Genomic DNA, 21,067 nt, shown 5'->3' with positions numbered 1-21,067 from the left:
GGTGGTCCGACGACAACCGATCCGCCCCGTTGGGAAAAAGGTCGGCTGACCGTCTCGGTCAGAGAGCCGTTCTAGGGGGTGGCCAGCTTGGACAGGGCGGCGGGGACTTCCGCGACGGAGTCGACGAGGGCGAGGAGGGGGGACATGGGGCGGCCGGAGGCGAGGACGGTGAGGAGGGGCCAGGCGGGGAGAGTGGTGGTCCAGTGGACGCGGTCGACGAGGACGAGGGGTACGGGAACCCCTCGGGAGCAGTAGTAGTCGGGGGTGGCGGCGTCGAAGATCTCCTGGACGGTCCCGGCGGCGCCGGGGAGGAAGACGACCCCGCCGGTGCAGCGCGAGAGCAACCCGTCCTCGCGGGTCGCGTTGGCGAAGAACTTGGCGATGCCGGAGGCGAAGGCGTTCGGCGGCTCGTGGCCGTAGAACCAGGTGGGCAGCCCGTAGGAGGGGCCGCCGTCCGGCCAGCGGTCGCGTACCTCGAAGGCGGTACGGGCCCAGTCGCCGACGGAGGGCGCGAAGGACGGGACGCCGGCCAGGACGGCGAGGGCCTTGCGGAGCATCAGGTCGTCGTAGGGCGCGGCGTAGGCGCCGAAGTTGGCGGCCTCCATCGCGCCGGGGCCGCCGCCGGTGGCGACGGTGTGCCCGGCCCTGGCGAGGTCGCGGCCGAGCCGTGCGGCGCCCGCGTAGGCGTCGGAGCCGCGCTCCATGGCGTGGCCGCCCATGACGCCGACCACGCTGAGGCCGCGCAGGCGCTCGTCGAGGGCGTCGGACACGGCGTCGTCGTGGATCGAGCGCAGCATCGAGGCGAGTATGTCGCCCTCCGCCGCGGCGGAGCGCGCCCAGGCGTGCGTACGGGCGTCCGGCGTCCGCTCGTAGCCGTCCTCGTCGAGGCCCGCGTACAGCTCGTCGGGGCTGTAGAGCGCGCCCCGGTACGGGTCGAAGGGCAGGTCGGGGACGGGCGGGAAGACCAGCGCGCCGCCCGCGCGCACATGGGCGAGGGCCTGCGGCTCCATCGGGCAGCCGAGGAAGACGGCCTGCGAGGTGTCGGTGACGAGGAGCGCGAACGTACGGTCGGTCAGGTCGACGGCCTGTACGCGGTATCCGGCGAAGGAACCGCTCAGGGCGACCTGGTCGAATTCGGCCAGCGACTCAACTTCCCTGTCCCGTCCGGGAGTTCGGGGAGTGTCGGGCGCTGCGGGCGGGATGTCGGCGGGCACGTCTGAACGATAGTCCTCGGTGCGGCTCACCGGCCCGGCGGGACGGTGGTGAGTACGGCGACCAGGGCCGTGAGGGGGACGGCGGCGGCCAGCAGGACGCCCGCCCGCAGCGCGACCGCGCCGCGCAGGAGCGCGGGGGAGGCGCCGACCTGGCGCAGGGCGGCCATCGCGGGCTCCCGGCCGCGCCGGGCCTCCAGCAGCGCGGTGCCCGCGGTGGCCAGCACGCACACCACGATCAGGACACCGGCCAGGGCGGTGAGGGGGCCGAAGGGGCGGGCGCCGCCGCGGTGCAGGTCGTACGCGGCCACGGCCGCGGCGGCGGTGGCGCACAGGGCGCCGAGCGGGCGGCCGATCGCACCGGCCTCCTCCTGGAGGGCCCGTCCGGCCAGCAGCCGGAGCGCGCCGGGGCGGAAGGCGGCGAGCAGCCGTCCGCAGGCGTGCACGAGGCCGGGGCCCGCGAGGACCATGCCCGCGGTGGCGACGACCCAGCCGCCGAGCGCGAGCGGCGCGATGGAGCCGAGACCGCCGGGCAGCGGCACCTCGTGGCCGTGCGGCGCGGCCACCTCGGCGGCGAGCCCGACGGCGATCAGGGCGACGCCCCAGGGCAGGCCGCCGGGCGGATCGGCCGCGGAGACCTTGCGGGTCGCGGGGGCGGGCGCGGTGGAGACGGTGCGCGGTGGCCACAACTGGGCCGCGCCGATGACGGCGGCGCTCACCGGGACCAGCGCGAGCAGCGTCAACGCGCCCGCGAGCGGCACCTGTTCGCCGCCGCCGAGGAGGTCGGAGGCGGCGCCGTGGAGGGGCAGCGCGCCCGTCAGGTCGCCGCGCAGGTGCAGAAACGCCAGCAGGGCCACCGCGCTGCCGACCGCGCAGGTCAGGGCGGTCGCCGACGCGGCGAGCAGGGCCACGCCGACCCGGCCGAGGCCCACCGCGGCCAGTCCGGGACGCGGCCATCGCGCAGGCACCGCCCGCCCCGCGGCGACCGCGAACTGCACGGTCACCACGACCGGCAGCGCGCACCACGCCAGCCGCGCGGCGGCGTCGGCCGGCCGGTGCGGGTGCCCGAGGGCGTATCCCAGCGCGGCCAGCAGCAGCAGCCCGGTGGCCGCCGACGCGGCGGCGACCAGCACCCACCGCACCAGCGCGGTGTACCGCGCCCCGCGTACGACACGAAAACTCAGCACGCCCGGCTCCCTTCCGACACGGGCCGCCGCCCCGTACGGGCCATGGCCACGGCACCGGCCCCGCCGAAGCGGGCACCCGTAAGGGCACGGGCGGTGTGGACAGTCGAGGTCATACGGACGCGGCCCGCGTCGTCGTCGCGGTCGGCTCGGAATCCCGCTCCTGCGCGGGCATCGCGGCGTTGACCCGGCCGTCGAGCAGCGGGATCACGCGGTCCGCGAAGGGCGCGATGTCGTGGTCGCAGGCGCTGAGCACGACGGTGATGCCGTGCGAGCGGGCCGCGCTGGTGAGGGTCCGCATCACCAGGGCGCGGTCGGGGCGGTGCAGCGGCGCGCCCGGGTCGTCGGCGAAGACGATCTCCGGGGTGGTGACCAGGGCGCGGGCCACCGCGATCCGCTGCCGCTCGGCCTGGAGGAGTTCGGCCGGGCGCTTGCGGGCGGCGGCCCCGATGTCGAGCCGGTCAAGCCACTCCTGCGCCGCGGCCCTGGCCGCGCGGTACTTGGTGCCGCGCAGCAGCAGCGGCAGCGCCGCGTTCTCCCAGGCCGTCAGCTCGGGCAGCAGTTGCGAGGTGCTGCCGACCCAGCCGAAGCGGTCCCTGCGCAGCTCGTCCCTGGCCGTCTCGGGGAGGGTGTGGACCGGGGCGCTGTTGAACCACACCTCGCCCTCGTCCGGCACCAACTGCCCCGACAGGCAGCGCAGCAGCGTCGACTTGCCCGCGCCTCGCGGACCCACGACGGCCAGGATCTCGCCCTGCCGTACGCCCAGCGACACACCCAGCAGCGCGGGGGACCCGTCGTGCGCGTGGCGCAGCGAACGGGCCCACAACACGTCATTGTCCGGCGGGGCCACCATGCCGTTACCTCCGCGGTTCGCGAACCAATCCCCTCCGGGGAGGTTAGGCGCCGTCAGCCCCCGCGGCCCGCAGGCACGGCGTACGTCCCCCGCGAGCCGCCCGTCCGGGTGACAAGCCCCCGACGCCTGCCTGACGCAGGCGGGTGCCCCAGTTCCCCGCGCCTCCAAAAAAAGCACGGCGATGGCGTCTCACGCCGCGGGAGCGCGCTGGAAGCGTCAGAGCTTGGTCCACGCCTCGGTCAGGACGCCGCGCAGGATGGCCTCGATGTCGTTGAAGAGGGACTGGTCGGAGGTGAGCGGCGGGGCGAGCTGGACGACGGGGTCGCCGCGGTCGTCGGCGCGGCAGTAGAGGCCGGCGGCGTACAGCTCCTTGGAGAGGAAGCCGTACAGGACGCGCTCGGTCTCCTCGTCGGTGAAGGTCTCCTTGGTGGCCTTGTCCTTGACGAGTTCGATGCCGTAGAAGAAGCCGTTGCCGCGGACGTCGCCCACTATCGGCAGGTCGTTGAGCTTCTTGAGGGTGTCGAAGAAGGCGCCCTCGTTGTCCAGGACGTGCTGGTTGAGGCCCTCGCGCTCGAAGATGTCGAGGTTGGCGATGCCGACGGCGGCCGAGACGGGGTGGCCGCCGAAGGTGTACCCGTGGAGGAAGGTGTTGTTGCCCTTGTAGAAGGGCTCGGCGAGCCGGTCGGAGATGATGCAGGCGCCGATGGGGGAGTACCCGGAGGTCATGCCCTTGGCGCAGGTGATCATGTCGGGCACGAAGTCGAACTTGTCGCAGGCGAACATCGTGCCGAGCCGCCCGAAGGCGCAGATGACCTCGTCGGAGACGAGCAGCACGTCGTACTGGTCGCAGATCTCGCGGACGCGCCGGAAGTATCCGGGGGGCGGCGGGAAGCAGCCGCCCGCGTTCTGCACCGGCTCCAGGAAGACGGCGGCGACGGTGTCGGGGCCCTCGAAGAGGATCTGCTGCTCGATCTGGTCGGCGGCCCAGCGGCCGAACGCCTCGGGGTCGTCACCGTGGATCGGGGCGCGGTAGATGTTGGTGTTGGGCACCTTGCGCGCGCCGGGGACCAGCGGCTCGAAAGGGGCCTTCAGGGCGGGCAGCCCGGTGATCGACAGGGCGCCCTGCGGGGTGCCGTGGTAGGCGACGGCCCGTGAGATCACCTTGTACTTGGTGTGGTTGCCGGTCAGCTTGTGATACTGCTTCGCGAGCTTCCAGGCCGTCTCGACGGCCTCGCCGCCGCCGGTGGTGAAGAAGACCTTGTTGAGGTCGCCGGGCGCGTAGTGCGCGAGCCGCTCGGCCAGTTCGATCGCCTTGGGGTGCGCGTAGCTCCAGATCGGGAAGAAGGCCAGCTCCTGGGCCTGCTTGTACGCGGTCTCGGCCAGCTCGTGCCTGCCGTGACCGGCGTTGACCACGAAGAGCCCCGACAGACCGTCGATGTACCGCTTGCCGTGGTCGTCGTAGATGTACGTGCCCTCGCCGCGCACGATGGTCGGCACGGGGGCGTTCTCGTACGACGACATGCGGGTGAAGTGCATCCACAGGTGGTCGTGGGCGGTCCTGGAGGAGTCCGAGGCAGTCGCGGACGGTGCGGGGTTCGTGGAGGTCATGGCTATCTGGTTCCCCAGGTGTAGGTCTGCTTCCGCAGCTTGAGGTAGACGAAGGTCTCGGTGGAGCGGACGCCGGGCAGTGCCCGGATCCGCTTGTTCACCAGGTCCAGCAGGTGGTCGTCGTCCTCGCAGACGATCTCCACCATCAGGTCGAAGGAACCGGCGGTGATGACGACGTAGTCGACCTCGTCCAGCGCGGTCAGCGTCTCGGCGACCGGGTCGATGTCGCCGTCCACGTTGATGCCGACCATCGCCTGCCGCCGGAAGCCCACGGTGAGCGGGTCGGTGACGGCGACGATCTGCATGACGCCCTGGTCGAGCAGCTTCTGTACGCGCTGCCGCACCGCCGCCTCGGACAGGCCCACGGCCTTGCCGATCGTCGCGTACGGACGGCGTCCGTCCTGCTGGAGCTGTTCGATGATCGCGTTCGACACCGCGTCTATCGACGGCGCTCCGCCGTTCTTGTCCCGAGTGGCCACGCGCCCCACTGTGCAGGAGAGGTCGACGGTCGCGCAAGCCCTTCACGATGAAAATCGTCGCCGACGGCCCTCTGTGGTACCGAATCGGTTGTTGAGGGGGGATGGGTGTGTCGAATACGGCAGTCCTGCGGCTAAGCTGGGGAACGTCTCAGCCCGTGGACACCGGACTCGTACGACCAGGGAGCAAGCGCCGTGACCGAACTCCGTACTCTGCGCAATTACATCGACGGAGAGTTCCGCGACGCCGCGGACGGCCGGACCACCGAGGTGGTCAGCCCGGTGACCGGCGACGCGTACGCCACCGCGCCGCTGTCCGGCGCGGCCGACGTGGACGCGGCGATGGCCGCCGCGGCGGCCGCCTTCCCCGCGTGGCGCGACGCCACCCCGTCGGAGCGGCAGAAGGCGCTGCTGAAGATCGCCGACGCGATCGAGGCGCGCGCCGATGAGCTTATCGCGGTGGAGAGCGAGAACACCGGCAAGCCGATCGGACTGACCGCCAGCGAGGAAATCCCGCCGATGGTGGACCAGATCCGCTTCTTCGCGGGCGCCGCGCGCATGCTCGAAGGCCGCTCGGCCGGTGAGTACATGGAGGGCATGACATCCATCGTGCGGCGCGAGCCGGTCGGCGTCTGCGCGCAGGTCGCGCCCTGGAACTACCCGATGATGATGGCCGTATGGAAGTTCGCCCCGGCCATCGCGGCGGGCAACACCGTCGTCCTCAAGCCGTCCGACACCACGCCCGCCTCCACCGTGCTGCTCGCCGAGATCCTCGGCGGCATCCTCCCCAAGGGCGTCTTCAACGTCGTCTGCGGCGACCGGGACACCGGCCGGGCGATGGTCGAGCACCCGGTGCCCGCGATGGCCTCCATCACCGGTTCGGTACGCGCGGGCATCGAGGTCGCCGGATCGGCCGCCAAGGACGTCAAGCGGGTCCACCTCGAACTGGGCGGCAAGGCCCCCGTCGTGGTCTTCGAGGACACCGACATCGCCAAGGCCGTCGAGGACATCGCCGTCGCCGGATTCTTCAACGCCGGGCAGGACTGCACCGCGGCCACCCGCGTCCTGGTCCAGGAGTCGATCCACGCGGAGTTCACCGCGGCCCTCGCCAAGGCCGCCGCCGAGACCAGGACCGGCCTGCCGGACGACGAGGACGTGCTGTACGGGCCGCTGAACAACGCCAACCAGCTCGCCCAGGTCAGCGGCTTCATCGAGCGGCTGCCCGCGCACGCCAAGGTCGAGACCGGCGGCCACCGGGTCGGCGAGCGCGGCTACTTCTACGCGCCGACCGTCGTGTCCGGGCTGCGGCAGGACGACGAGATCATCCAGCGCGAGGTCTTCGGCCCCGTCATCACCGTCCAGTCCTTCACCGACGAGGAGCAGGCCGTCGCCTGGGCCAACGGCGTGGACTACGCGCTGGCCTCCTCGGTGTGGACCAAGGACCACGGGCGCGCCATGCGGATGTCCAAGCGGCTGGACTTCGGCTGCGTGTGGATCAACACCCACATCCCGCTGGTCGCCGAGATGCCGCACGGCGGCTTCAAGCGGTCCGGCTACGGCAAGGACCTGTCGGGCTACGGCTTCGAGGACTACACGCGGATCAAGCACGTGATGACCTCGCTGGACGGCTGAGCCGGCCGTCCGGCCTCCCCCGCGGGCGGGCCCCGCGGGGGAGGGGCGGTCAGGCGCGGCGCCGCAGCAGCCGCTGCAAGGCGTCCAGCCGGTTCGTGGTGATCGCGTCCACGCCCAGGTCGAGCAGCCGGGTCATGTTGCGCTGCCAGTCCGCCGTCCACGCGCCGACCAGCAGCCCGTTGTCCGCGGCCCACCGCACGGTCGTGGCGTCGATCAGCCCGAAGCGCAGATTGATCCACCGCGGCTTCAGCTCGTCCAGGAGCGAGCGCGGCGGTGGGGCCACCGTCGTCCACGTCATGGCGATCTCCGCCGACGCGTCCAGGTCGCGCACCGTCAGCATCGCGCCGAGCCCGCCGCAGTAGTAGACGCGGTCGCCGACGCCCGCCTCCGCCACCGCGGCCACGGTCGCCTTCACCTGGCCGACCGAGGTCAGGTCCAGCATCATCCGGCCGCCGCCGGGGTGCCGCAGCAGCTCGGCGAAGGCGTCCGCCAGGGTGGGCACACGGCCGTCGGTGAGGTCCACGACGTCGTTCAACGACAGGTCGCCGACCGCCTCCGGCACCTTCCACAGCCGCTCCAGCGTCTCGTCGTGCAGCAGCACCGGCACGCCGTCGGCGGTCAGCTTCACGTCGACCTCCACCGCGCCCGCGCCCTTGAGCAGCGCCGACCGCACGGAGGGCAGGGTGTTCTCGCGCTCGTGGTACGGGTCGCCCCGGTGGGAGACCGCGACGGTCACCGCCACGCCGCCGTGTACGCGTCGATCTCGGCGGCCAGCGCCCGCTTGCCCGCCGGGTCGAGGAAGGAGACCTCGACGGCGTTCTTGGCGAGCGCCGCGACCCCGGTGTGGTCCAGCTCCAGCAGCCGGGCGGCGACCGCGTACTCGGTGTTGAGGTCGGTGCCGAACATCGGCGGGTCGTCGCTGTTGACCGTGACCAGCACGCCCGCGTCGATCATCTCCCTGATCGGGTGCTGGTCGATCTCGGTGACCGCGCGGGTGGCGATGTTGGAGGTGGGGCAGACCTCCAGCGGGATGCGCTGCTCCGCGAGGTGATCGAGCAGCCGCCGGTCGCGTACCGCGCTGGTGCCGTGGCCGATGCGCTCCGCGCCCAGTTCGTTGATCGCGTCCCAGATCGTCTCGGGGCCCGTCGTCTCGCCCGCGTGCGGCACGCTGTGCAGACCGGCGGCGCGCGCCCGGTCGAAGTACGGCTTGAACTGCGGCCTCGGCACGCCCAGTTCCGGTCCGCCCAGACCGAAGGAGACCAGGCCCTCGGGGCGCAGGTCGAGCGCCAGGTGCGTGGTCTGCTCGGCGGACTCAAGACCCGCCTCGCCGGGGATGTCGAAGCACCAGCGCAGGGTCACGCCCAGCTCGGACTCCGCGGCCTTGCGCGCGTCCTCGATGGCCTCCATGAACGCCTGCTCGTGGATGCCCCGCCGGGTCGAGCTGAACGGGGTGACGGTCAGCTCCGCGTAGCGGATGTTCTGCCGCGCCATGTCCCTGGCCACCTCGAAGGTGAGCAGCCGTACGTCCTCGGCGTCCCTGATCAGGTCGACCACCGACAGGTAGACCTGGATGAAGTGCGCGAAGTCCTTGAAGGTGAAGAAGTCGGCGAGGGCCGCGGGGTCGGCGGGGACCGCGGAGTCCTGGTGCCGGGCGGCCAGTTCCGCGACGATCCGCGGTGACGCGGACCCGACGTGGTGGACATGCAACTCGGCTTTCGGAAGTCCGGCGATGAAGGTGTCGAGGCCGGAGCCGAAGCCGGGCGCGGTGTCGGGCATGCGGGGGTCCTCCCAGGGGTCCGATCGGTGCGGTTCATCGTAAACGGCACCGGGAAACGGCGCTGGGACGGCGGGCGGCGATGCCGTGACGGCGGGCGGGGACGCCGTGACGGCGGGCGGGGACGGCCGACGTCGCACCATGGCCCCCAGACGTCCCCCGGTCACGCCGCCGGGGATCGCCGCGACGGCCGGATTCACACAGAATTCGTCGCGTAACCAAAAGGCAACAACGGAATCACTTGTTGAAGGACAGCTCCTCTGCCAGGATCGGCGATCAATCCAGAGTTTGGCCACGCCGCCAGGAGTGGGCGCGGAGGCGAGGAGAACGTGATGGACCACGTGACGGACGTGGCGAAACGGTTCGCGGGAGCCCAGTACATCGACGGCCGCCCGCGAACCGGCGGCAGCGGCGACACGCACTCCGTCGTGGACCCGGCGACGGGCCGCACGGTGTGGACGTACGCCACCGCGGGACCCGCCGACGTGGACGCCGCCGTCGCCGCCGCGAAGGCCGCGCTGCCCGGCTGGGCGGCCACCGCGCCCGGCGAGCGCTCCGCCGCGCTGCACCGGCTGTCCGCCGCCCTCGACGCGCGCGCCGACGAACTGGCCCGCGCCGAAACCCTCCAGTGCGGCAAGCCGATCAAGCTCAGCACCGAATTCGACGTACCGGGCACCGTGGACAACGCCGCGTTCTTCGCCGGGGCCGCCCGCCACCTGGAGGGCAAGGCGGCAGGCGAGTACAGCCCGGACCACACCTCGTACGTGCGCCGCGAGCCGGTCGGCGTCATCGGTTCCGTCGCCCCCTGGAACTACCCGCTCCAGATGGCCGGGTGGAAGATCCTCCCGGCGGTCGCGGCGGGCAACACCATCGTGCTCAAGCCGTCGGAGCTGACCCCGCTGACCGCCCTGATGTTCGCCGAGGCCGCCACCGAGGCCGGAATCCCGGACGGCGTGCTCAACATCGTCACCGGCACGGGGCAGGGCGCGGGCGAACACCTGGTCACCCACCCCGACGTCGCCATGACGTCCTTCACCGGCTCCACCGCCGTCGGCACCCGGATCGCCCGGCTCACCGCGGGCACCGTCAAGCGCCTGCACCTCGAACTCGGCGGCAAGGCCCCCTTCGTGGTCTTCGACGACGCCGACCTCGACGCGGCCGTGCACGGCGCGGTCGCCGCCGCCCTGATCAACAGCGGCCAGGACTGCACCGCCGCCACCCGCGCCTACGTCCAGCGCCCGCTGTACGACGCCTTCGTGACCGCCGTCGCCGACCTGATGGCCACCGTACGGCTCGGCGACCCCGCCGACCCGGCCACCGACCTCGGCCCCCTCATCTCCTTCGCGCACCGCGACCGCGTCGCGGCCGTCGTCGAGCGGGCCCGTACGTACGCCACCGTCGTCACCGGCGGCGCGGCGCCCGGCGGCGGGCTCGCGGCGGGCGCGTACTACCGGCCCACGCTGCTCACCGGCGCGCCGCAGCACAGCGAGGCCGTCCAGCAGGAGATCTTCGGCCCGGTACTGGCGGTGCTGCCGTTCGACAGCGACGATCAGGGCCTGGCGTACGCCAACGACACCCCGTACGGCCTGGCCGCCTCCGCCTGGACCCGCGATGTCTACCGGGCCGGGCGGGCCGCGCGGGAGATCACCGCGGGCTGCGTCTGGATCAACGACCACATCCCGATCGTCAGCGAGATGCCGCACGGCGGAGCGAAGTCCTCGGGCTTCGGCAAGGACATGTCCACGTACTCCTTCGAGGAGTACACGCAGGTCAAGCACGTGATGTTCGACAACACCGCGGTGGCGCGGAAGGACTGGCACCGCACCGTCTTCGGAGACCGATAGCGGAAGGGCACCACCCATGGAGCAGTACGAGACCCTGTCCCCGCCGGTGCGCGCGGCGATACTCCGCAGCATGACCGGCGGGCGCGGCGCCCTCGGCCGCCGGACGCTGCTGCGCGCCGCGGGGCTGGGCACCGTCGCCACGGCGGGACTGACGGCGTGCGGCATCCCGGCCGCGGGCCGCAAGGGCGACACCACGGCGTCGACCGACCACTCGGCGCAGGAGAAGGTCGTGAACTTCTCCAACTGGGACCAGTACATCGACGTCACCGACGACGGCAAGCACCGCCCGAGCCTCGACCAGTTCACCAAGGCCACCGGCATCAAGGTCGACTACACCGAGGACATCAACGACAACGTCGAGTTCTTCGGCAAGATCAAGCCGCAACTGTCCGCGGGCCAGGACACCGGCCGCGACCTGATGGTGCTCACCGACTGGCTCGCGGGCCGGATGATCCGGCTCGGCTGGGTCCAGAAGCTCGACCCCTCGAACCTGCCGCACGCCTTCGCCAACCTGGAACAGCGCTTCCGCAGCCCCGACTGGGACCCCGGCCGCGCCTACTCCTACCCCTGGGCCGGCATCCCCACCTGCATCGCCTACAACAAGAAGGTCACCAAGGGCCGCAAGGTCACCTCGGTGTCGCAACTGCTGGACGACCCCGCGCTCAAGGGCAAGGCCGCCATGCTCTCCGAGATGCGCGACACCGTCGGGATGACGCTGCTCGACATGGGCAAGAAGCCGGAGACCGTCACCGACGACGAGTACGACGCCGCGCTCAACCGCATCCAGGGCGCGGTGGACAAGGGGCAGATCCGCAAGTTCACCGGCGGCGAGTACACCGACGGCCTCAGCAAGGGCGACATCGCCGCCTGTATCGCCTGGGCCGGTGACCTGGTGCAGCTCAGGCTCGACGACCCGAACATCGAGTACTCCTTCCCGGCCGCCGGTTACATGACCTCCACGGACAATCTGCTGATCCCCGCCAAGGCGCGGCACAAGACCAACGCCGAGCGGCTGATCGACTGGTACTACCAGCCGCGGATCGCAGCCGAACTGGCCGCCTACACCACCTATGTGTCACCGGTGATGGGCGTCCGCGAGGAACTGGCCAAGATCGATCCGTCGCTCGCCACCAACCCGCTGATCATCCCGAACGCCCAGATGAACGCCACGTCGCACGCCTTCCGCTCGCTCAGCGAGGACGAGGACACCCGGTACGAGGCGAAGTTCTCCAAGCTCACCGGCGCCTGACCGGCGCTCCAGCAGCCCGCACTCCCCGACGACTTCCGGGACACCTCATGACGACCCCCAAGACCCCGGCCGACGACGCCGTCAGCCTCACCGGGATCAGCAAGACCTACGGCTCCTTCACCGCCGTCCACCCGCTGGACCTCGCCGTGCCCGCCGGTTCCTTCTTCGCTCTGCTCGGCGCCTCCGGATGCGGCAAGACCACCACCTTGCGCATGATCGCGGGCCTGGAGGACCCCTCCTCCGGCTCCGTACGCCTCGGCGGCCAGGACGTCACCGCCCTGCCGCCGTACAAGCGCCCGGTCAACACCGTCTTCCAGAACTACGCGCTCTTCCCGCACCTCGACGTCTACGAGAACGTCGCCTTCGGACTGCGCCGCCGCGGCATCAAATCCGTCAAGAAGCAGGTCGGCGACATGCTGGACCTCGTCCAGCTCGGCGCGCTCGCCCGCCGCAAGCCGCACCAGCTCTCCGGCGGCCAGCAGCAGCGCGTCGCCGTAGCCCGCGCGCTGATCAACCAGCCGCAGGTGCTGCTGCTCGACGAACCGCTCGGCGCGCTCGACCTCAAGCTGCGCCGCCAGATGCAGCTCGAACTCAAGCGCATCCAGACCGAGGTGGGCATCACCTTCATCCACGTCACCCACGACCAGGAGGAGGCCATGACGATGGCCGACACCGTCGCGGTGATGAACGCCGGACGCGTCGAGCAGATGGGCGCGCCCGCCGACCTCTACGAGAACCCCGCCTCCACCTTCGTCGCCAACTTCCTTGGCACCTCCAACCTCATCGAGACCGAGGTGACCGGCGTCAGCGGCGGCGAACTCCAGCTCACCGCCGCCGGACAGAAGCTCACCCTGCCCGCCGCCCGATGTCGCGTCGACGTGACGACCGGCGGCCGGGTGCTGGCCGGGGTCCGCCCCGAGAAGATCACCCTGGCGCACAGTGACGACGAGCACGAGATAGCCGAGAGCCGCAACCGGGTGCGCGGCCGGATCGTCGACTCCAGCTTCATCGGCGTCTCCACGCAGTACGTCATCGACAGCCCGGTCTGCCCGGAGCTGGAGGTCTTCGTGCCCAACGTGGAACGCGACGGCCGCCTGGTGCCCGGCGCGCCCGTCGTCCTGCACTGGAACCCCGAGCACACCTTCGGCCTCGACGCCGACCAGGACATCGACGCCGGTACCGACACCGACGAGGGGGAGGCCGCCGCATGAGCGCAGCGACCGCGCCCGTCACCGGGCCGCCGGCCCCGGCCGAGGCGGCCCCGCTGCCCGCCGCCCTGAAGAGGGCCGCCCGCAGACGGCGGCGCATCCCGTATCTGCTGCTGCTCGCGGGCGTCGCCTGGCTGCTGGTCTTCTTCGTGGCCCCGATGGTCTACCAGGCGTCGACCTCGGTGCAGACCGGCTCGCTCGACGACGGCTTCAAGGTGACCTGGCACTTCGCCACGTACTGGGACGCCTTCCACGAGTACTGGCCGCAGTTCGTGAAGTCGCTGGTCTACTCCGGCATCGCCACCGTGCTGTGCCTGGGCATCGGCTACCCGCTGGCATACACCATCGCCTTCCGGGCCGGACGCTGGCGCAATCTGGTGCTGATCCTGGTGATCGCGCCCTTCTTCACCAGCTTCCTGATCCGCACCCTGGCGTGGGAGACGATCCTCGCCGACCAGAGCCCGCTGGTGTCGTTCCTGAACCACATCCACCTGCTGGACGTCACGTCCGCGCTCGGCATCACCGAGGGCAACCGGGTGATGGCCACCCCGCTGGCGGTGGTCTGCGGCCTGACGTACAACTTCCTGCCGTTCATGATCCTGCCGCTCTACACGTCCCTGGAGCGGGTCGACGGCAAGCTGCACGAGGCGGCGGGCGACCTGTACGCGACCCCGTTCACCACCTTCCGCAAGGTGACCTTCCCGCTGTCCATGCCGGGCGTGGTGGCCGGCACCCTGCTCACCTTCATCCCGGCCTCCGGCGACTACATCAACGCCGAGTTGCTGGGCTCCACCAACCAGAAGATGATCGGCAGCGTCATCCAGTCGCAGTTCCTGCGGGTGCTGGACTACCCGACGGCCGCCGCCCTGTCGTTCATCCTCATGGCGGTCATCCTGGCGATCGTCATGGTCTACGTCCGCCGCGCGGGAACGGAGGAACTGGTCTGATGCGTCCGATCCGCTGGCTGCGCAAGAACCTCGTGGTGATCGCCGGGGTGCTCACCCTGACGTACCTGATCGTGCCCAACCTCGTGGTGCTGCTCTTCTCCTTCAACAAGCCCAACGGCCGCTACAACTACACCTGGACGCGGTTCTCCACCGACGCCTGGCAGCACCCCTGCGACGTCGCGGGCATGTGCGACTCCCTCACGCTCAGCCTGAAGCTGGCCGTCTACTCGACCATCGGCGCCACCGTGCTCGGCACGATGACCGCCTTCGCGCTGGCCCGCTACCGCTTCAGGGGCCGCGCCACCACCAACATGCTGATCTTCCTGCCGATGGCGATGCCCGAGGTCGTGATGGGCGCCTCGCTGGGCACCCTCTTCCTCAACATGCGCATCCAGTTCGGCTTCTGGACCATCCTCATCGCGCACATCATGTTCTGCCTGAGCTTCGTCGTCGTCGCCGTCAAGGCCCGCGTGATGAGCATGGACCCCCGTCTGGAGCAGGCCGCGCAGGATCTCTACGCCACCCCGACCCAGACGTTCCTGCGGATCACGCTGCCGCTGGCCGCGCCCGGTATCGCGGCGGGCGCCCTGCTGTCCTTCGCGCTCTCCTTCGACGACTACATCATCACCAGCTTCAACGCGGGCAACACCGTCACCTTCCCGATGTTCGTCTGGGGCTCCGCGCAGCGCGGCACACCCGTCCAGGTCAATGTGATCGGTACGGCGATGTTCGTCATCGCGGTGCTGCTCGTACTGGCCGGGCAGCTTCTCGGCAGCAGCCGCAGGAGGGCGCGCACCTGACCCGTACCGCCCCCGTATTCCGGACGCAGACCCGCGCAGCACGAAGGTGTGAGAACCATGGACGCAGCCCGCTCGCTCGCCGAGGCCGAGCCCCGACCGTACTGGCTGGACGACCCCGGCAGGCCGCAGGCGCACCCCGCGCTCACCGGCCACGACAGTTGCGACCTGCTGGTGGTCGGGGGCGGTTACAGCGGGCTGTGGACCGCGTTGCTGGCCAAGGAGCGCGATCCGCGGCGGGACGTGGTGCTGGTCGAGGGGGACAGGATCGGGTGGGCCGCCTCCGGGCGCAACGGCGGCTTCTGCGCCGCGAGCCTCACCCACGGCGCCGCCAACGGACTCGCCCGCTGGCCCGACGAATTCGACGCGCTCCAGCGCCTGGGCGACCGCAATCTCGACGCCATCGAGGAGGCCGTCGCCCGCTACGGCCTGGACTGCGACTTCGAGCGGACCGGCGAGATCGACGTGGCCACCGAGCCGCACCAGTACGACGAACTGCGCGAGGCCGCCCAGGAAGGCGCCGAGCACGGCCTGGACGCGGAACTGCTGGACCGCGACCAGGTCCGCGCCGAAGTCGACTCGCCCACCTTCCTCGGCGGCCTGTACAACCGGCGCGGCGTCGCCATGCTGCACCCCGCCAAGCTCGCCTGGGGCCTGGCCCGCGCCGCCGCCGACGCGGGCGTACGGATCTATGAGCGCACCCCGGCCCGCGACCTGGCCGGCTATGGCACGGCGCTGGGGGTGCGCACCCCGTACGGCAGGGTGACCGCCCGCCAGGTGGCGCTCGGCACCAACGTCTTCCCGTCACTGGTCCGCCGGGCCCGCCCGTACACCGTGCCGGTCTACGACTACGCGCTGATGACGGAGCCGCTGACCGAACAGCGGCTCGCGGCGATCGGCTGGCAGGGCCGCCAGGGACTGAGCGACAGCGCCAACCACTTCCACTACTTCCGGCTCAGCGCGGACAACCGCATCCTGTGGGGCGGCTACGACGCGGTCTATCCGCGCGGCGGCCGGATGCGCGCGGAGTACGACCAGCGGCCCGAGACCTTCCTGAAGCTGGCGGAGCACTTCCGCACCTGCTTCCCGCAGTTGGAGGACGTCCGCTTCACCCACGCCTGGGGCGGCGCGATCGACACCTGCTCGCGCTTCTCCGCCTTCTTCGGCACCGCGTACGGCGGCCGGGTCGCCTACGCGGCCGGGTACACCGGGCTGGGCGTGGGCGCCACCCGCTTCGGCGCCGACGTGATGCTGGACCTGCTGGCGGGGGAGGAGACCGAGCGGACCCGCCTGGAGATGGTCCGCAAAAAGCCGCTGCCGTTCCCGCCGGAGCCGCTGGCCACCGTCGGGATCGGCATCACCCAGTGGTCGCTGGCCCGCGCCGACCGGTCGGGAGGGCGGCGCAATCTGTGGCTGAAGGCGATGGACCGCGCCGGGCTCGGCTTCGACAGCTAGGGCCTGATCCGCCGGACAGGCCCTGGGGCCGCCCGGCGCGGACCCGCGGTGATCCCCCGGCGCACAACCGGCATACGGCGTGAGCCACTTCACTACCAATGAGTAGCGAAACCCGCGTAATGATCGGCCCCCAACCCGCTCTCTTCCATGACAGCGACCGTCCACAGCGGTCGTCGGGCGGAAGAGACGGAGGAGCCGGTCATGGTCAGCACCGGTGCGAAAAGCGCGGTCGAGTGGCTGGTGTCGGTGGCGGTGGATCCGGTGAGCTGCCGGTGGGAGTGGGAGCGCAACCCCCTCGGGGTCACGCTGCTGCCCGCCGGGAAACTGTGGGACGTCCTGATCCTCACCGGGGATCTCGGCTACCCCACCCTGGACGTCCTGACCCGGCTCGTGGAGCGGCCGGGCCCGGTGCTCGCCGACTTCGGCGACTCCCGGATGGGGTTCTTCGTACCGCCGGGCACGGCGGCGCGCTGGCTGGCCACCGGCGTACGGACGGCGGGCCGCGGCACCTGGATCGTCGTGCCGTATCCGGGCCGGGCGACCGGCGGGGTGCGGTGGCTGGTGCCGCCGGACGGCAGCGGGCACCTCACCGACCCGGTGCTGCTCGAACTGGCCATGCACGAGGCCGCCGCCCAGATCGCGGGCGGCGGCTGAAGGACGCACCGCGGAGCGAGCCCACCGCGCGGTGCTTGTGACCACCTCCCCGGCCTGGGGAGACTGACATGAGACAACGACGGAAGGGTCAGCCCGTGACGACCAAGCACATCACCCACTGGATCGCAGGCAAGGGCTGGACCGGCGGCGCGGAACGGCACGCAGACGTGTACGACCCGGCGACCGGCGCGATCACCGGGCAGGTGGACCTCGCGTCCGCCGACGTCGTTGACGCGGCGGTCGACGCCGCCCTCGACGCGTTCCAGCAGTGGCGGCACACCTCGATCGCCAAGCGCACCGGCGTCCTCTTCGCCTTCCGCGAACTGCTCAACGCCCGCCGCGACGAACTGGCCTCGATCATCGTCGCCGAGCACGGCAAGGTGCACTCCGACGCCCTCGGCGAGGTCGCCCGCGGCATCGAGGTCGTGGAGTACGCGTGCGGCATCCCGCAACTGATCAAGGGCGGCTTCACCGAGCAGGCGTCCACCGGCATCGACGTCTACTCGATCCGCCAGCCGCTCGGCCCGGTCGCGATCATCTCGCCGTTCAACTTCCCCGCCATGGTGCCGATGTGGTTCTTCCCGCTGGCCATCGCCGCGGGCAACACCGTCGTCGTCAAGCCGTCGGAGAAGGACCCCTCCGCCGCCAACTTCATGGCCGGGCTCTGGCAGGAGGCGGGCCTGCCCGACGGCGTCTTCAACGTCGTGCACGGCGACAAGCCCGCCGTCGACCGCCTGCTGGAACACCCCGACATCAAGGCCGTCTCCTTCGTCGGCTCCACCCCCATCGCCCGCTACGTGTACGAGACCGGCACCCGGCACGGCAAGCGCGTCCAGGCCCTCGGCGGCGCCAAGAACCACATGCTGGTGCTGCCCGACGCGGACCTGGACCTGGCCGCCGACGCCGCCGTCAACGCGGGCTTCGGCGCCGCGGGCGAACGCTGCATGGCGGTCTCCGTGCTGGTCGCCGTCGACCCGGTCGGCGACGGCCTGGTCGAGCGGATCAAGCAGCGCGTCGCGGGTCTGACCGTGGGACCCGGCTGCGCCGCCAGCTCCGAGATGGGCCCGCTGGTCACCGGCGTGCACCGCGACAAGGTGACCGCGTATCTGGACTCCGGCGTCGCGGACGGCGCGGAACTGGCCGTCGACGGCCGCAAGCACCCGATCTCGGGCGCGGAGACCGCAGACGGCTTCTGGCTCGGCCCCACCCTCTTCGACCGCGTCACGCCCGGCATGTCCGTCTACGACGACGAGATCTTCGGCCCGGTGCTCTCCGTCGTCCGCGTCTCCTCGTACGAGGAGGGCCTGGCGCTGATCAACGCCAACCCGTACGGCAACGGGACCGCGCTGTTCACCAACGACGGCGGCGCCGCGCGGCGCTTCCAGCACGAGGTCGAGGTCGGCATGGTCGGCATCAACGTGCCGATCCCGGTGCCGGTCGCGTACTACTCCTTCGGCGGCTGGAAGTCCTCGCTCTTCGGCGACACCCACGCCTACGGCGAGGACGGGGTCCGCTTCTTCACCCGCGGCAAGGCCGTCACGCAGCGCTGGCTCGACCCTTCGCACGGGGGCATCAATCTGGGCTTCCCGACGAATAGCTGACCGTCGGTCCGTCGGCGTCCGGTCCGTCGGCGTCCGGTTCGCCGGCTTCCGGCGCGTGGCTGAACAGCCCGGCCGCCGCCACCCACGCCACCAGCGTGACCGTCAGGAACCAGCTCGCCAGCACGTCCAGCGGCCAGTGGTAGTCGCACCACACCAGTGCGACGCCCACGGCCGCCTGGAGGGCGAGGGTGAAAACGGTCAGCGCGGTCCTGGCCGCGGGGCGGCGCACGTACGGCAGCAGGAGCAGCAGGGCCAGGCCGTACGCGACGGCGGAGGTCGCGGCGTGACCGGAGGGAAAGTAGCCGTAGCCGTCGAGCCGGGGCAGGAGGCGGCCGGGCGCGGGCCGGTGCACCGCGGACTTGACCGTGTCGACGACGACCGGCAGCAGCGCCATGGCCACGCAGGCGGCCAGCGGCGGCAGCCACCAGCGGACGACGGCCGCCCGCAGCCCGAGCACCGCGGCGGCCACGACCGCGACGAGCAGGACCGGCACGGCCACCTCGATGTCGCCGAAGTCGCTCACGACCTGCGCGGTGCCGTGCACGCCCGGATGCGCGGCGGACGCCCGCCGGAACCAGCCGAGTACGGTCCAGTCGCGGCCGACCAGCCGCCCGCCGGTCTCGACCTGCCAGGTGAGCAGGGAGAACAGGGCGGCGCCGACGGCGCTCAGCAGCAGGAGAAAAGTCAGCCGCCCCGGAACAGGGGGGAGAGTTCCGGGGCGGCCAGGGCGACCGCCGTGCCGCTCGTCCCGGGGGGTGTGGGACGAACGGCCGACCGATCGGCGAGGAGTGCCGGGGCCTACGGTCCCGGCGGTGTCGTGCGCGAGGGCACTGCTGAGCCGGTGTTGGGGATACACCGGCGCGGTGTCGCCCGTGGTGATCTCCTTCGGAGGCCGCCCCGAGCGGGGTGTTCTGCTCAGACCGTACGTCACCGGGAGGGCCACAAGGCCAGGGATCACCCCTCCGCCATCAGGCCCGCACACGTTCTTCACGTCCCCCCATTCCTTACCGCCGGTCACACCCCGGCGAAGGCCTCCTCGATGATGTCGAGGCCCTCGTTGAGCAGATCCTCCCCGATAACCAGCGGCGGGAGGAAACGCAACACGTTGCCGTAGGTGCCACAAGTGAGGACAACCAGGCCCGCACTGTGACACGCGCGGGCGATCGCGCCGGTCAGCGCCGCGTCCGGGGTCGTGGTGCCCGGCTCGACCAGCTCCACCGCGATCATCGCGCCGCGCCCGCGGACCTCGCCGATCGCCGGGAACTTCTCCTGGAGCGCGGTCAGCCGCGCCTTCATCACCTCGCCGATCCGCCGCGCCTTCGCCGCGAGGTCCAGCTCCTTCATCGTCTCGATCGCGCCCAGGGCCGCCGCGCACGCCACCGGGTTGCCGCCGTAGGTGCCGCCGAGGCCGCCCGCGTGCGCCGCGTCCATGATCTCCGCGCGCCCGGTCACCGCCGCCAGCGGCAGACCGCCCGCGATGCCCTTCGCCGTCGTGATCAGATCCGGCACCACGCCCTCGTCCTCGCACGCGAACCACTGACCGGTACGGCAGAAGCCGGTCTGGATCTCGTCCGCGACGAACACGATCCCGTTGTCCTTCGCGAACTGCGCGATCCGCGGCAGGAAGCCCTTGGCGGGCTCGATGAAGCCGCCCTCGCCCGCGATCGGCTCGATCACGATCGCCGCCACGTGCTCCGCGCCGATCTGCTTGGTGATCATGTCGATCGCCTGCGCCGCCGCCTCCTCCGCCGCGTGCTCCGGCCCGGTCAGCCACCGGAAGCCGTACGCCAGCGGCACCCGGTACACCTCGGGCGCGAACGGCCCGAAGCCCTCCTTGTACGGCATGTTCTTCGCGGTCAGCGCCATCGTCAGATTCGTCCGGCCGTGATAGCCGTGGTCGAACACCACGACCGCCGGGCGCTTGGTGTACGAACGCGCGATCTTCACCGCGTTCTCCACCGCCTCCGCGCCCGAGTTGAACAGCGCCGTCTTCTTCGCGTGGCTGCCGGGCGTCAGCTCGTTCAGCGCCTCGGCGACCTCCACGTACCCCTCGTACGGCGTCACCATGAAGCAGGTGTGCGTGAAGTCGGCGAGCTGCGCCGTGGCCCGCCGCACCACGGCCTCCGCGCTGTTGCCCACCGACGTGACCGCGATCCCGGAGCCGAAGTCGATCAGCCGGTTCCCGTCCACGTCCTCCACCACGCCGCCCCCGGCGCGCGTCACGTACACCGGCAGCGTCACCCCCACCCCGTTCGCGACCGCGGCGCTCTTGCGCGCCGACAGCTCCTGCGACTTCGGGCCGGGAATGCTGGTGACCAGCTTGCGTTCCTGCGGAAGTGCGGTCATGGCGGGTGCTCTCCTCAAGCCGGGCGGCGGTGTCTGTGCGGTGTCTCTTCGGATCTCTTCGGACTTTTCAGCTCTTCCCGCAGGCTAGGCCGCGTCCCGGCCCGCCCGCATACGCCGATAGGTAACACTGCCCACCGACGATTCGCCGTAACGGCCAGTGCGCGCGCCGCGGCGTGCCACCGCCCGCCACCGGCAAGATCCTTTTACGGCGGTAGCCGCTCGACTACA

At 71.4% G+C, this 21,067-nt stretch carries 18 protein-coding genes; 9 read left to right on the top strand and 9 right to left on the bottom strand.

What is annotated here, in order from left to right:
* Positions 1 to 71: 71 nt before the first annotated feature.
* From ACIP4Z_RS08725 to ACIP4Z_RS08705, 5 genes are all read right to left on the bottom strand, one after another.
* Positions 72 to 1,214 carry an LOG family protein gene (locus ACIP4Z_RS08725; RefSeq protein WP_401306111.1) on the bottom strand — a complete coding sequence of 381 codons (1,143 nt, stop codon included), beginning with the start codon at positions 1,212 to 1,214 and terminating at the stop codon, positions 72 to 74.
* A 26-nt stretch (positions 1,215 to 1,240) separates the two neighbouring features.
* A complete protein-coding gene (locus ACIP4Z_RS08720) occupies positions 1,241 to 2,398 on the bottom strand; it encodes a hypothetical protein (protein ID WP_401306109.1) in 1,158 nt (385 codons plus the stop codon).
* A gap of 109 nt (positions 2,399 to 2,507) precedes the next feature.
* Positions 2,508 to 3,248, bottom strand: a complete 741-nt coding sequence (locus ACIP4Z_RS08715) for an ATP-binding cassette domain-containing protein (RefSeq protein ID WP_355346516.1) — start codon at positions 3,246 to 3,248, stop codon at positions 2,508 to 2,510.
* Positions 3,249 to 3,464: 216 nt separating this feature from the next.
* Complete coding sequence (locus ACIP4Z_RS08710; protein ID WP_355346519.1) at positions 3,465 to 4,856, bottom strand: aspartate aminotransferase family protein; 1,392 nt, start codon at positions 4,854 to 4,856, stop codon at positions 3,465 to 3,467.
* A gap of 2 nt (positions 4,857 to 4,858) precedes the next feature.
* Positions 4,859 to 5,335 carry an Lrp/AsnC family transcriptional regulator gene (locus ACIP4Z_RS08705; RefSeq protein ID WP_355346522.1) on the bottom strand — a complete coding sequence of 159 codons (477 nt, stop codon included), beginning with the start codon at positions 5,333 to 5,335 and terminating at the stop codon, positions 4,859 to 4,861.
* Positions 5,336 to 5,527: 192 nt separating this feature from the next.
* Between ACIP4Z_RS08705 and ACIP4Z_RS08700 the strand changes: the two genes are divergently transcribed.
* Positions 5,528 to 6,964, top strand: a complete 1,437-nt coding sequence (locus tag ACIP4Z_RS08700) for a gamma-aminobutyraldehyde dehydrogenase (RefSeq protein WP_401306106.1) — start codon at positions 5,528 to 5,530, stop codon at positions 6,962 to 6,964.
* 49 nt (positions 6,965 to 7,013) lie between these two features.
* Here ACIP4Z_RS08700 and ACIP4Z_RS08695 read toward each other — a convergent pair whose 3' ends face one another.
* Positions 7,014 to 7,706, bottom strand: a complete 693-nt coding sequence (locus ACIP4Z_RS08695; RefSeq protein ID WP_391161436.1) for a glycerophosphodiester phosphodiesterase family protein — start codon at positions 7,704 to 7,706, stop codon at positions 7,014 to 7,016.
* The gene (locus tag ACIP4Z_RS08690; RefSeq protein ID WP_401306103.1) at positions 7,697 to 8,740 is read right to left on the bottom strand and encodes an adenosine deaminase; all 1,044 of its coding nucleotides are present in this window, start codon (positions 8,738 to 8,740) and stop codon (positions 7,697 to 7,699) included. The genes ACIP4Z_RS08695 and ACIP4Z_RS08690 overlap by 10 nt, the downstream gene beginning before the upstream one ends.
* Positions 8,741 to 9,070: 330 nt before the next feature.
* Here ACIP4Z_RS08690 and ACIP4Z_RS08685 point away from each other — a divergent pair, with 330 nt between their 5' ends.
* The 8 genes from ACIP4Z_RS08685 (at position 9,071) to ACIP4Z_RS08650 (ending at position 18,493) form a co-directional block, all read left to right on the top strand.
* Positions 9,071 to 10,582: a gamma-aminobutyraldehyde dehydrogenase gene (locus ACIP4Z_RS08685; RefSeq protein WP_401306101.1), complete on the top strand. Its 1,512-nt coding sequence runs from the start codon at positions 9,071 to 9,073 to the stop codon at positions 10,580 to 10,582.
* Between the two features lie 16 nt (positions 10,583 to 10,598).
* On the top strand, positions 10,599 to 11,831 hold the full coding sequence (locus tag ACIP4Z_RS08680) for an extracellular solute-binding protein (RefSeq protein WP_391050330.1): 1,233 nt from the start codon (positions 10,599 to 10,601) through the stop codon (positions 11,829 to 11,831).
* Positions 11,832 to 11,878: 47 nt separating this feature from the next.
* Positions 11,879 to 13,042, top strand: coding sequence for an ABC transporter ATP-binding protein (locus tag ACIP4Z_RS08675; protein ID WP_188280859.1), 1,164 nt, complete (start codon positions 11,879 to 11,881; stop codon positions 13,040 to 13,042).
* Positions 13,039 to 13,986: an ABC transporter permease gene (locus ACIP4Z_RS08670; protein ID WP_355346541.1), complete on the top strand. Its 948-nt coding sequence runs from the start codon at positions 13,039 to 13,041 to the stop codon at positions 13,984 to 13,986. Before ACIP4Z_RS08675 ends, ACIP4Z_RS08670 begins: the two co-directional genes overlap by 4 nt.
* On the top strand, positions 13,986 to 14,786 hold the full coding sequence (locus ACIP4Z_RS08665; RefSeq protein WP_188280861.1) for an ABC transporter permease: 801 nt from the start codon (positions 13,986 to 13,988) through the stop codon (positions 14,784 to 14,786). The genes ACIP4Z_RS08670 and ACIP4Z_RS08665 overlap by 1 nt, the downstream gene beginning before the upstream one ends.
* A 57-nt stretch (positions 14,787 to 14,843) precedes the next feature.
* Complete coding sequence (locus ACIP4Z_RS08660; protein ID WP_401306098.1) at positions 14,844 to 16,238, top strand: NAD(P)/FAD-dependent oxidoreductase; 1,395 nt, start codon at positions 14,844 to 14,846, stop codon at positions 16,236 to 16,238.
* A gap of 201 nt (positions 16,239 to 16,439) precedes the next feature.
* Positions 16,440 to 16,892 (top strand): hypothetical protein, encoded by a 453-nt coding sequence (locus tag ACIP4Z_RS08655; RefSeq protein ID WP_355346550.1) that lies wholly within the window; start codon positions 16,440 to 16,442, stop codon positions 16,890 to 16,892.
* A 68-nt stretch (positions 16,893 to 16,960) separates the two neighbouring features.
* Positions 16,961 to 18,493, top strand: coding sequence for a CoA-acylating methylmalonate-semialdehyde dehydrogenase (locus ACIP4Z_RS08650; protein ID WP_391050328.1), 1,533 nt, complete (start codon positions 16,961 to 16,963; stop codon positions 18,491 to 18,493).
* On the opposite strand, the gene ACIP4Z_RS08645 is transcribed toward ACIP4Z_RS08650, so the two are convergent.
* Positions 18,465 to 19,451 (bottom strand): phosphatase PAP2 family protein, encoded by a 987-nt coding sequence (locus tag ACIP4Z_RS08645; RefSeq protein ID WP_401306095.1) that lies wholly within the window; start codon positions 19,449 to 19,451, stop codon positions 18,465 to 18,467. The genes ACIP4Z_RS08650 and ACIP4Z_RS08645 overlap by 29 nt on opposite strands.
* Positions 19,452 to 19,507: 56 nt before the next feature.
* On the bottom strand, positions 19,508 to 20,839 hold the full coding sequence (gabT, locus tag ACIP4Z_RS08640; protein WP_391130647.1) for a 4-aminobutyrate--2-oxoglutarate transaminase: 1,332 nt from the start codon (positions 20,837 to 20,839) through the stop codon (positions 19,508 to 19,510).
* Positions 20,840 to 21,067: the final 228 nt, after the last annotated feature.

Source organism: Streptomyces sp. NPDC088910, assembly GCF_044749865.1.
Classification (GTDB): domain Bacteria; phylum Actinomycetota; class Actinomycetes; order Streptomycetales; family Streptomycetaceae; genus Actinacidiphila.
This window is presented reverse-complemented; position numbering and strand designations above follow the sequence as displayed.